The sequence below is a fragment of the Luteibacter sp. 9135 genome, assembly GCF_000745005.1.
Taxonomy (GTDB): Bacteria; Pseudomonadota; Gammaproteobacteria; order Xanthomonadales; family Rhodanobacteraceae; genus Luteibacter.
Window position 1 is genome coordinate 1,246,703 of sequence record NZ_JQNB01000001.1, and the last position, 11,466, is coordinate 1,258,168.

General features: G+C 65.2%; 13 protein-coding genes. 7 read left to right on the plus strand and 6 right to left on the minus strand.

Annotated elements, in window-relative coordinates:
• Positions 1–36: 36 nt before the first annotated feature.
• Together FA89_RS20080 and FA89_RS05365 are read left to right on the plus strand one after the other, a co-directional pair.
• Positions 37–198 (plus strand): hypothetical protein, encoded by a 162-nt coding sequence (locus FA89_RS20080; RefSeq protein ID WP_185754242.1) that lies wholly within the window; start codon positions 37–39, stop codon positions 196–198.
• Positions 176–442: a DksA/TraR family C4-type zinc finger protein gene (locus FA89_RS05365; protein WP_036138944.1), complete on the plus strand. Its 267-nt coding sequence runs from the start codon at positions 176–178 to the stop codon at positions 440–442. Before FA89_RS20080 ends, FA89_RS05365 begins: the two co-directional genes overlap by 23 nt.
• A gap of 76 nt (positions 443–518) precedes the next feature.
• On the opposite strand, the gene FA89_RS05370 is transcribed toward FA89_RS05365, so the two are convergent.
• A complete protein-coding gene (locus tag FA89_RS05370) occupies positions 519–1,286 on the minus strand; it encodes a DNA/RNA non-specific endonuclease (protein WP_036138948.1) in 768 nt (255 codons plus the stop codon).
• Between the two features lie 255 nt (positions 1,287–1,541).
• On the opposite strand from FA89_RS05370, the gene paoA reads away from it, so the two are divergent.
• Genes paoA through FA89_RS05390 form a run of 4 tightly spaced genes read left to right on the plus strand, consistent with a single transcriptional unit; the run spans position 1,542 to position 6,109 of the window.
• Positions 1,542–2,174: an aldehyde dehydrogenase iron-sulfur subunit PaoA gene (paoA, locus tag FA89_RS05375; RefSeq protein ID WP_221174357.1), complete on the plus strand. Its 633-nt coding sequence runs from the start codon at positions 1,542–1,544 to the stop codon at positions 2,172–2,174.
• Positions 2,171–3,121: an FAD binding domain-containing protein gene (locus FA89_RS05380; RefSeq protein ID WP_036138953.1), complete on the plus strand. Its 951-nt coding sequence runs from the start codon at positions 2,171–2,173 to the stop codon at positions 3,119–3,121. The genes paoA and FA89_RS05380 overlap by 4 nt, the downstream gene beginning before the upstream one ends.
• 3 nt (positions 3,122–3,124) lie before the next feature.
• Complete coding sequence (gene paoC / locus FA89_RS05385; RefSeq protein ID WP_036138956.1) at positions 3,125–5,323, plus strand: aldehyde oxidoreductase molybdenum-binding subunit PaoC; 2,199 nt, start codon at positions 3,125–3,127, stop codon at positions 5,321–5,323.
• Positions 5,324–5,329: 6 nt separating this feature from the next.
• Positions 5,330–6,109, plus strand: a complete 780-nt coding sequence (locus FA89_RS05390) for a YkgJ family cysteine cluster protein (RefSeq protein WP_036138959.1) — start codon at positions 5,330–5,332, stop codon at positions 6,107–6,109.
• Positions 6,110–6,115: 6 nt separating this feature from the next.
• Here the strand turns inward: FA89_RS05390 and FA89_RS05395 are convergent, their stop codons facing one another.
• The 5 genes from FA89_RS05395 to FA89_RS05415 form a co-directional block, all read right to left on the minus strand.
• The gene (locus FA89_RS05395) at positions 6,116–7,867 is read right to left on the minus strand and encodes a GGDEF domain-containing protein (protein WP_240003853.1); all 1,752 of its coding nucleotides are present in this window, start codon (positions 7,865–7,867) and stop codon (positions 6,116–6,118) included.
• Between the two features lie 78 nt (positions 7,868–7,945).
• Positions 7,946–8,269, minus strand: coding sequence for a hypothetical protein (locus FA89_RS05400; protein ID WP_036138962.1), 324 nt, complete (start codon positions 8,267–8,269; stop codon positions 7,946–7,948).
• Positions 8,270–8,334: 65 nt separating this feature from the next.
• Positions 8,335–9,186, minus strand: a complete 852-nt coding sequence (locus FA89_RS05405) for an SAM-dependent methyltransferase (RefSeq protein ID WP_051938557.1) — start codon at positions 9,184–9,186, stop codon at positions 8,335–8,337.
• A 90-nt stretch (positions 9,187–9,276) separates the two neighbouring features.
• Positions 9,277–9,528: a hypothetical protein gene (locus tag FA89_RS05410; protein ID WP_036138964.1), complete on the minus strand. Its 252-nt coding sequence runs from the start codon at positions 9,526–9,528 to the stop codon at positions 9,277–9,279.
• Between the two features lie 38 nt (positions 9,529–9,566).
• Positions 9,567–10,412 carry an SAM-dependent methyltransferase gene (locus FA89_RS05415; protein WP_051938558.1) on the minus strand — a complete coding sequence of 282 codons (846 nt, stop codon included), beginning with the start codon at positions 10,410–10,412 and terminating at the stop codon, positions 9,567–9,569.
• 278 nt (positions 10,413–10,690) lie between these two features.
• Here FA89_RS05415 and FA89_RS05420 point away from each other — a divergent pair, with 278 nt between their 5' ends.
• Positions 10,691–11,437: a SapC family protein gene (locus FA89_RS05420; RefSeq protein ID WP_036138966.1), complete on the plus strand. Its 747-nt coding sequence runs from the start codon at positions 10,691–10,693 to the stop codon at positions 11,435–11,437.
• Positions 11,438–11,466 lie beyond the last annotated feature (29 nt).

An 11,466-nucleotide genomic window follows, 5' to 3' on the forward strand; every position in this document is an offset into this window, starting at 1 on the left:
TGGTCTGCTGGGCGTCCTGCCTCGTGGAGCACCGCCATGCACCAGCGCGATCCCGACGACGAGCCCACCACCGGCTCGGGCGACCCCCAGCACCGCACGCCCGGCGGCGCACCGGAGGAACCGGTCACCACCGGCTCCGGTGATCCACAACACCGCCCCGAACCGGAGAATCGCCATGGCGACCGGCTGGGCGGGTGATACCGCCGTTCAGGACCAGATCGACGCCACCGTGGAGGATGCGGTCAAGCGGGCGCGCAGCCATCTGCCGAAAGGGCCCAGCCTGACGCACTGCGAGGAATGCGATGCGCCGATCCCCGAGGGTCGGCGCAAGGCCATACCCGGGGTTCGCCTGTGCGTGGCCTGTCAGGAGAAGGCCGATCTCGGCGAGGCAGTGGCCACCGGCTATAACCGGCGCGGCAGCAAGGACAGCCAGTTGCGCTAGCGGCTTGGTGTCGACCTGCCCGGGCGGATCGGTGGATCGCCCGGGTAGGTCGGTATCGCCAGGCTTCCGGCTGACGTCAGTTCGGCAGCGGCAGCGAGATGGCCTTCTGCTTGACCGCGGCGCTCAGGGCCGGGAACGGGTCGATACCGGTCTCGTCCGTGATCGCCTTGACCGACATCACCGTGCACACCGTCGCATCGACGTTGCTGCAGCGCCACACGGCCGCTCCGCCTTCCGCCGGAATATAGACCGCCTTCCAGGTGTAGTTGGGCACGATGACCGCGTCGGCGCCGATGGTGCTGGGCGTCGGGCCGTCGAAGGCCGGGCCGGTCACGACCCAGGCTTCGCCGTCGTTGGTCACCATGGTGCGCAGGCTGGTTTCGATGCGCTCCCACTTGCCCGTGTTCAGCAGGTGGTCCTGCGGCACCATGTTGGCCAGCGAGAAACTCTGGCGCTGCGCGGTGGCGTTGGGCTCGTCACCCGACGGGGTCATGTGGCCGCGGTCGTAGCCGCTGCCCTTGTAGTCGGCCAGCTGCGAGCGGTCTTCCGCGGGAATGGCCGTTTCCGGATGGAAAGCGTCGGTACGCGGGGTGTTCTTGGCATTGGCGATCTGCGTGGCGGTCAGGTGCTCCGCGGACCACAGCGGACCCTTGGTCACGCCGGAGGCGATCAGCGCATAGGCGTCGTTGCACACCACGGTGGTGCGCTCGGCCAGCGACGTGTCGATCAGGTCCGGGGCCTGCTGGCCCTGGAAGAACTGCGGGCAGGCGGTATCGGACGCATGCACCGTGCCGGCGACGGCGAAGATGACGACGGCAACGGCACTCAAAAAGCGGTTTTGCATGATGTTCCCCAAGCGAATGGCAGTTCCCCTGCTCGCGAGCCCGGGTATTGTTGCCACGATCCATGACAGGAGTGGGACACCCGCGGGCGTGAAGTGAGACCTGGGTCGCACTTCGTATTCATGAAATCCACACATCGCGTCGTTCGATTCTTGCTATGAATCCCGCGTTACCTTCCGCCGGACCTTCGGCGGGCAAGGCAGGCCATCCCGGTCGATCACATCGACACAGACTACAGGCCCACCCAAGTGGACACGATAGACACACTGAAGATTTCCCGCCGCGGCTTCCTCAAGCTGAGTGCCGCGACGGCCTCCGCCGGCGCCGTGCCGCCGCTGGTCGCCAAGGCCGCGGCTCCTGCCGCGCCGCGTCCCCCGGTGACCGCCACGGTTACCCTGCACGTCAACGGCAAGCCGCAGACGCTTACCCTGGACACGCGCACCACGCTGCTGGATGCCTTGCGCGAGCACATGCACCTCACCGGCACGAAGAAGGGCTGTGACCACGGGCAGTGCGGTGCCTGCACCGTGATCGTCGACGGCCGCCGGATCAACAGCTGCCTCAGCCTGGCGGTGATGCACGAAGGCGCCCGGGTCACCACGATCGAGGGCCTGGGCACGCCGCGGGCCCTGCATCCGATGCAGGCGGCCTTCGTCAGGCACGACGGTTACCAGTGCGGCTATTGCACGCCGGGCCAGATCTGCAGCGCCGTGGCGGTGCTGGACGAGATCCGCGACGACATCCCCAGCCATGTCAGCGGCGACCTGGGCGTACACGCCACGCCCAGCCCGCTGGAAATTCGCGAACGCATGAGCGGCAACATCTGTCGCTGTGGCGCCTATTCGAACATCGTCGAGGCGATCGCCGAGGTAGCCGGGAGCAAGGCATGAAACCCTTTACCTACGAGCGCGCCACCAGCCCGGCCGCCGCTGCGGCCGCCGCGGTGCGCCAGCGCAACAGCCGCTTCATCGCCGGGGGCACCAACCTGCTGGACCTGATGAAGATCGAGGTCGAGCAGCCCGAGCACCTCATCGACGTCAATGGGCTGGACCTGGCCGCCATCGCGGCCACGCCCGAGGGCGGCCTGCGCATCGGTGCGTTGGTACGCAACACCGACCTGGCCGCGGATGCCCGCGTTCGTCGCGACTATGCCTTGCTCACCCGCGCGCTGGTGGCCGGTGCCTCGGGCCAACTGCGCAACAAGGCCACCACGGCGGGCAACCTGCTGCAGCGCACGCGCTGTCCCTATTTCTATGACACCAACCAGGCCTGTAACAAGCGTCTGCCGGGCAGCGGTTGCGCGGCCATCGGCGGCTTCAGCCGTTCGCATGCGGTGATAGGCACCAGCGCCTCGTGCATCGCCACGCACCCGAGCGACATGGCCGTGGCCATGCGTGCACTGGATGCACGGGTCGAGACCGTGCAGCCCAACGGTACCACCCGGCAGATTCCCATCGCGGATTTCCACACGCTGCCCGGCAGCACGCCGCAGGTCGAGACCACGCTGGTGCCCGGCGAGTTGATCACCGCCGTGACCCTGCCCCGGCCGCCCGGCGGCACGCACATCTACCAGAAGGTACGCGACCGCGCGTCTTACGCGTTTGCCTTGGTCTCCGTCGCCGCGGTGATACAGAAGGACGGTACGGGGCGGGTCGCCGTGGGTGGCGTGGCGCACAAGCCATGGCGGGTGGAAGCGGCCGAGGCGGCGCTGCCGCAGGGCGCCAAGGCGTTTACGGCGCAGCTGCTGGCCGGCGCCATGCCGACTGAGCAGAACGCCTTCAAGATTCCCCTGGTCGAGCGCACGCTCGGCGCGGTACTGGCCGAGGCAAAGGGCTGAGCCATGAAATTCGACACGCCCGCCACCACCAATCCCATCGACCGCATGAGGGTCGTTGGCCAGCCGCACGATCGCATCGACGGCCCGCTGAAAACCACCGGCACCGCACCGTACGCGTACGAGCAGCACGCTGCCACGCCCGACCATGCCTACGGTTACATCGTGGCGTCGTCCATCGCGCGTGGCCGCATCGCCGGTATCGATACCCAGGCCGCGCGCCGTGCGCCCGGTGTGCTGGCCGTGGTGACCGCCGCGGATGCCGGCAAGCTGGGCAAGGGCAAGTACAACACCGCCCGGCTGCTCGGCGGCCCGGAGATCCAGCACTACCACCAGGCGGTGGCCGTGGTGGTGGCGGAGACCTTCGAACAGGCACGTGCGGCCGCGTCGCTGGTGCATGTGGATTACGTGCGTACGCCGGGGCAGTTCGACCTGGTCGCCGTCAAGGCCGGCGCGGTGAAGCCCGACGATGCCGATGCGGACAGCGCGCACGGCGACTTCGCGGCGGGGTTTGCCGCGGCGCCAGTGACGCTGGATGCCACCTACACGACGCCGGACCACGCGCACGCCATGATGGAGCCGCACGCGTCCATCGCGAAGTGGGACGGCGACAAGCTCACCCTGTGGACATCCAACCAGATGATCGCCTGGGGCAAGGGCGACGTGGCCACCACGCTGGGCATGCCGAAGGAAAACGTGCGGCTGATCTCGCCCTACATCGGTGGCGGTTTCGGCGGCAAGCTGTTCGTGCGCGCCGACGCCTTGCTGGCCGCGCTCGGCGCGCGTGCGGCGAAGCGCGCCGTGGCCGTCACGTTGCCTCGCCCGGTGATGTTCAACAACACCACGCATCGCCCGGCCACCATCCAGCGTATCCGTATCGGCACCGACACCGCCGGGAAAATCCAGGCGATCGCCCACGAAAGCTGGTCCGGTGACCTGCCCGGCGGCGGGCCGGAAACGGCGGTGCAGCAGACCCGCCTGCTCTATGCCGGGGCCAACCGCATGACCGCCACGCGGCTGGCCGTGCTCGACCTGCCCGAGGGCAACGCCATGCGCGCGCCGGGCGAAGCGTCCGGCCTGATGGCGCTGGAGATCGCCATCGACGAGATGGCCGAGAAGCTGCGCATGGACCCGGTGCAGTTCCGCATACTCAACGACACCCAGGTGGACCCGGAACATCCCGAGCGCCCGTTCTCCCAGCGCCAGCTGGTGAAGTGCCTGCGCGACGGCGCCGACAGGTTCGGCTGGAGCAAGCGTGGCACGGCGCCGGGCAGCCTGCGCGACGGCCGCTGGATGGTGGGCATGGGCGTGGCCGCCGCCATCCGCAACAACCTGGTGATGACCTCCGCCGCGCGGGTGCGCCTGGGTACGGATGGCCACGCCACCGTCGAAACCGACATGACGGACATCGGCACCGGCACCTACACGATCATCGCCGCCACGGCGGCCGAGATGCTCGGGCTGCCGCTGGAGGCAGTGAAGGTGGTGCTCGGCGATTCTTCGCTACCGGTCTCCGCCGGCTCCGGTGGGCAATGGGGCGCCAACAGCTCGACCGCCGGTGTCTACGCTGCCTGCGTAAAACTGCGCGATGCCATCGCGGGCAAGCTGGGCATGGATGCAGGCACGGCCGTGTTCGAGGACGGCAAGGTCACCGCCGGTGGCCGCAGCCTGCCGCTGGCGCAGGCTGCACGCGACGGCGAACTGGTGGCCGAAGACACGATGGAATACGGCAACCTGGCCAAGAAGTACCAGCAATCCACCTTCGGCGCGCACTTCGTCGAGGTGGGCGTGGACGCCGCCACCGGCGAGATCCGCGTCCGGCGCATGCTGGCGGTGTGTGCCGCCGGCCGCATCCTCAACCCCAAGTCCGCGCGCAGCCAGGTCATCGGCGCCATGACGATGGGTGTCGGTGCGGCCTTGATGGAGGAACTGGTGGTCGACAAGCGCCTGGGCTTCTTCGTCAATCACGACCTGGCCGGCTACGAGGTACCGGTGCATGCCGACATCCCGCACCAGGAGGTGGTGTTCCTCGACGAAGCCGATCCCATCTCCTCGCCGATGAAAGCCAAGGGCGTCGGCGAACTGGGCCTGTGTGGCGTGGCGGCGGCCATCGCCAATGCCGTGCACAACGCCACCGGTGTGCGTGTACGCGACTACCCCGTCACGCTGGACAAGCTGCTCGATCGCTTGCCGGCGGTTGGCTGAGCCGGCATGGTCCAGTTCGATTGCACGATGTGCGGCCGCTGCTGCCACGGCCTGCGCCTGCCGCTCAGCCTTGCGGAAGCCATGGGCTGGCTGCGCGACGGCCACGACGTGCAGTTGTTCTGCGAGGCGATTCCCTGGCCGTCCGAGCCCCCCGAGGACAACCTGCCGGCGATGCACAAGCGGCGCCGCTCGTTCGAGGCCGTGAGCGGCACCCTGCCGGTGCGCGTGATCGCCACGCTGATGGCCTCCTTCGACGGCCCGTGCCCCAACCTGCAACCGGACATGCGCTGCGGCATCTACGACCGGCGCCCCGCCACCTGCCGGATCTATCCGGCCGAGGTGAATCCGTTCATTCGCTTGGACCCGGCGGTGAAGCTCTGTCCGCCCGAGGCGTGGCAGGGCGAGACCACCATCCTTGCGGACGACGGCCGCTGGGCGAATGCGGACCTGGCTGCCACCATCGTCTGCGCGCGCGACGCCGATGCCTACGACGCGGTGCTCAAGCGTCAGCTGTGTGCCGCGCTCGGTTGCGCCACGGCGGCGTTGTCCAACGAAGGCATGGTGATCTTCTCGCCATCGCGTGAAGCGGTCCTGGCGGCCTTGAGCGACACCCTCGGCAGCGATGGCGACGAGCGCCTGGCCACCGACATGTCCTGGCAGCTGGTGAGCAACCGGTCGCAGACCCTGGGCGCATTGCAGGAATCGGGCTCGTCGTTCGCCTCGCCGGCCACGATGGGCGCCGCGGGGCTCAGGTATCTGGGGTATTTCGAGGGGGAGGTGGCTTGAGTGCGGTCACACCGATTCCCACCGAATCGCGGGATTTGAAGAGAACGGCCCAGTAACGTCGGCATTCACGGTGTCACCCGTCACCAGTCTATTGCGGCCCGTACGCTTCGCCTCATAAAGCGCGGCGTCCGACGCGCGACAAAGCTGGGCGAGGTCATAGCCGACGGCTTCGGTGCATGCCAGTCCAAGGCTTGCCGAGAACGGCACGGTCAGTTGGTCGACGACGAGAGGCGTCTTTTCAAAGGCAAGTCGAAGCTGCTCCGCTATGACCGACCCTTGAAGGCAGGGTGCATCCAGTAGGAGGATGCCGAATTCCTCTCCGCCGAGGCGGCCGAAAATATCTGTTCGACGAAGGTGGGATTTGCATATTTCCACCACATGCTTCAGCACGGCATCACCCACCGCGTGTCCAAACGTGTCGTTGACCTGCTTGAAGTGGTCTAGGTCGAACGACACGAGGCAGCCTTGCCCTTGGCGCTTCTCGAGAACATGCAGAGCGCGCCCGGACTCGGTCATGAAATGTTGATGGTTGAAGATGCCCGTCAAGCCATCGCAAGCGGAAAGCCGCTTGAAGCGGAGCTGCGACCGTTTGATGCGTACCATCCAGAGCACGATAGACGCCAATGCCAGGCCCAGCACCACTATGTAAAGGCGACTGGTTTCGACGGCCTTGCTATCGAGAGCCTGTTGCAGGCGCAGGATGCTGTTTTCCTTGCTTAACCCGTCCGTTTCCAGTTTTTCCGTCAGAAAGTGCTGGCGAGCTGCTTCGTAAGCGACGTTGCGTGCGCTTGCATCCTGCAGGTATCCCTGGTCCTGGGTTACATATTGCTCGTAATAGCTGAGGGCGCTCGCGTAATGGCCGCCCGCTTTTTCGAGCTTGTACAGGATGCGGTATGCCCCGCGCAGCCATTCGTTGACATCACCGGGGTGGCTCAGTGCGACGGCCCGAAGCGCAGCCGCACGTGCCTGCGACTCGTTGCCAAGCTGGGCATACGTCTGCGCGCGTTGGTTTTCAAGACCCACCAGATGAGGAAAGTATCTGCTCGCCTCGATGGACGGCGCGACCTTGTCGAGCATGGCCATGGCTTGGTCAGGATGATGTTCGGCAAGCAATCGGTCGACAAGAATCAACGACATCGCATTGGCGTAAACGGGCTGCCCTGCCGCCGTACAGATAGTGATGGCGTTGAGTAGCTCTGCGCTGGTCGAACTCAGTTCGCGCCCACCCTCCATAGCCACCACCTTCTGCGCGTAGGCCTGGCAAGGTGGCTCGCCCGCGGGAGTCGAAGCCTCCATCATTTTCGCGTAGTTGAGCGCAAGGCTGGTCTGCCCGGCGAAGGTGAGCATTTCCGAAAGATTGGCCAGCAGCACGAAACGCGCGACCGGGTCGGTCACGGCAGGAAGCGTTTCCGCAGCGCGTGTCGCTATCGCGTAAGCCTCCGCATACTTACCCTGGAGGCTCAGGTTGTTCATGAGAAGACCTGTCGCACGCGTGGCGATCGAATCGTCATTCGCATGGTCGACGACATCGCGCAGGATCGCCTCGGCTTCGGGATACCGCCCTTCGAAATTCAATTCCCATCCGTCGAGGTAACGCAGTCGCCATGTCTGACGTGGGCTCAACGTCACGGCGTCACGGTGGAACTGGTCCAGGCCCTCGACAAAGCGCGCATGATCCTTCGTCCTCAGCGCTTCGACGCGGCTGAGGCGTGCATCCACGTCGGCAGTAGGGGCGGTCGCTGCGCGGCCCGAGGCCATGGCCGCGCACAATACAAGGCCCGTGAGGGCAGACCGTGAAGCGAGGAAGCGTCGGCTCAACCGAGCCATATCACGGCCTCAGTTCCCGGGTGCGTCTTCGGTGTCGGCACGCTGGCGGTCCGACTCCTTATCCGACTCTTCGTCGTCCCCGTCGTCCCCGTCGTCCGGCTGGCAATCGTCGTCGTCGCCCTCGTGCGCACCGGTTTGGGTAGCGTGCTCGGTATGCATCTGGATGAGGCCCAACTCTTGTGTAAGGAGATCACAGGAGCCGTTTTCGACCATCTGACGCAGGCCCTCGGACGCACTGGCTTCTTCCAGCACGCGCGCAAGCTCGTCGCTGGACGCATGCCGTAAGGACGCGTCGCTGCCAATGGCTTCGAGTAGTTCAATCGTATCGCTCATGTTGTCCCCTACCCGTTGACGAAAGCTGTTTAACCGACTGTTTGTCGGCCGATGATGCACCTTCTTTAGCCGGGAATGCTACGGGCGCCCGGCCTCGTGTCTTCCTGGATGGCGTCGAGCCGGTCCAGTCGGGCGCGCATGGCTTTGTCCGGCTTGAGTCGCTTCCCCGGAGGAATGACCAGGGTTTCCTGCCCGGTTACCTTCTCGTCAGCCAGATCGCGCAGCGCCAGCCGTCGTATGCCCGGCCCCTGGATCGGCAACGTCGCCGCGCTGTACAGGATTACCTCATGCTCGGGTGCGTAGTCGTTGAGCAGCAGCTCGATCAGCAGGCTTCGATAGGGGCTCGATGTGCTGAAACGCGTAAGCGACCGATCCCCTATGGCGCTGACTTGCCAGATCACGACGTAGCCGGTGGTATCCAGCTTTCGTTCGTAGAACAGCATCTGGCTTGCTTCCAGATGCTGGCAACCCCGATCGCCCGGATCGATCCCCAGGTCGGCATACAGGCAGTCTTCCGCGGAAATGCCCGGTTCCATATGGGCGTCGTAACCCTCAGCACGAGCCACCTGGATCACCCGATGCGGCGACCAGGCAAAGACGCCCGGATGGCCATAGAAAACGCCACAGACGCGTTTGCCTAGCCGTACTTCGCTCATCATGAGCTCAACCCATTCGCGATAGGTCGTAGCCCTGGACTTTCCTTCAGCGTAATAGGGCTGGAGACTCCGGAATGCGGGATTGATTCTCTCCAGCCAGAGCTCCATGAGCCGGTGGGAGAGCGCCGCGAAAACGATGTCTGCCTGCTTGATGTGGGTACGCGCAAGCGGGGTCAGATGAGACCCGAGGGTTATGCCCGTGCCGACGCAGGCAATACGGCCACGAGTCGGTTGTAGGGCTATCGGTGTGGAAGCACTCATGGCGATATGTGAAACCGATTTTCCAGCGTGCTTTTTTACATGTCTGCAATCGGGCAGATCTCATTGCAAGACCTGCCCGGCCTCGCCATGTCAATGCATCAGAAGATCGTCTTCGTCCTCGTGCGCGCCCGTCTGGCTTTGGTGTTCGACCTGCCATCCCCAGCCGTCGCCTCCCAATCCGAGTTCGCGTTTCATCGCACCGCCATCACCTTTAGCGAGCAACTCGTGCAAGCCGGCGGATGCGCCGGTTGCCGTCAAGGTGCGCGCCATTTCATCGGCGGTTGCATAGCGTAGGGTGGCATCGCGGCCAAATGTTTCGAGTAGTTCGATCGTGTCACGCATGCATCTCTCCTTGGGGCTGAGGGGGTACATCGGGTCGGTCAAGTTGTTGCTGGAAGTTCGGCGCCGGTGCCGTGGATCGCGTCGAGTTCGTCGAGGCGCGCACGCATGACGCCGTTTCGCTTCAATGGGCCAGCGGGTGGAAGTACCAGGGTTTCCTGGCCGGTGAGCGTGGCATCCGGAAAGTCGCGTAGTGGCATACGCTGTATGAAGGTCTTCTCGAGCGCCAGCGTGGCTGCCCTGTAGAGAATCACTTCGTGATCGGGCGAGTAATCCTTGCAAAGGCGTTCCACCAGCAGTTCGCGATAGGGCCGCGGTGTCGTGAATCGCCCCAGCGACCTGTCACCGAGCACGCCCAATTGCCAGAGGACGACATGTCCCGTGGTATCCAGCACCCGCTCGTAGAAGAGCATCTGGCTGGCCTCGACATGCTGACACCCCAGGCTGCCAGGATCGATACCCAGATCGGCATAGAGGCAGTCTTCGGCCGAAACGCCCGGCTCCATTACTGCCTGGTACCCTTCAGCCCTGGCGAGGGCCACCACCTTGTGCGGCGACCAGGCGAAAATGCCCGGATGGCCATAGAAGACGGCACACACCCGCTTGCCCTCGCGAACCTCTGCGATCATCACCTCGACCCACTCGCGGTAGGTCTTCATCCGCGACTTGCCCGGTTTGTAATAGGGCTGGAGGCTACGAATATTGGCGTTCATCCGCCCGAGCCACAATTCAGTCACCTTGTCCGCCAGCGCGGCGAACACCACGTCGGCGGTTTCGATATGGTTTCGGGATATGGGCGTCAGGTGCGAGCCAAGCGTAATACCCATGCCTACGCAGGCAATGCTGCCTGGGCGTTTTGTCTCGGAAGCCGCGGAAGATGTATTCATGGCGTGATAATAGGCGTTATTCGGGTAGTCAACACAAGGGATCTCGTGCAGAAGGCAAAGGTCCCCTGATGGCGGGCGTGGCACCCGTGAAAATCGCGAATCAGGCATGGTCGATCACCGCTGACCATGGATAAGCGATCCGGCAAGTTCTTGCGATTTAGGGTTGCTGCTAATTCGCCACTCCCAAATCGTCAAGTACCCCCAACGACCGATTGACGAAGCACAACGGAATCTTCACCATAATGTGACACAGCTCACACTTTGGCTGAGGGGACACCGTGAAGCAGTTGCTCATCTACGACCGCCCCCGGCCATTGAACCGGGAGGCGCACCGCTCGCTGCGCCTCGTTCCCGGCATGCCGGACTGGACGTTCGCGCGTGGGGTGAATTCCGTGCCCATGGTGCTGGCGGAATTCGCCAACGCCGGGCTGGATTATCCCCTCGTCTTCGCGGGCGCCCCGGGCCAGGAGCAGCCGGCGGTGCTGCTCGGGCTGCACAGCGGCGATAACCTGTTCGTCGACGAGGCCGGCCACTGGGCCCTGGAGGCCTACGTCCCGGCATTCCTGCGGCGCTACCCGTTCGTGCTGGCCGAGGTCGATGGCGGGGAGGATTTCACCGTCTGCGTGGACGAGGCCTATGCCGGCTTCGACACCACCCTGGGTGAGCCCCTGTTCAACGAGGACGGCAGCGATACCGCCTTGCTCGGTCATGCCGTGAAGTTCCTGTCCGATTTCCAGGCGGGCCTGCGTGCCACCCAGGCGTTCACCGCCCGGTTGCGTGAGCTGGACCTGCTCGAGCCGCGCACGCTGCACGTGCAGCCGGCGCAGGGCAACGCCACCACGCTGGACGGTTTCCAGGTGGTATCCCTCGAGCGCCTCGCGGCGATCGAGGGCGAGGCGCTGGCCGCCCTGCACACCAGCGGCGACCTCGCCGCCATCCATGCGCACCTGAATTCGCTGAACAACGTGGCACGGCTCTCGGCGCGGCTCGACCGCCGCCGCTCGCCCGCGACCGCGTTGAACTGAGCCTTCGTACTTTCGTTCGACCGTCGCGG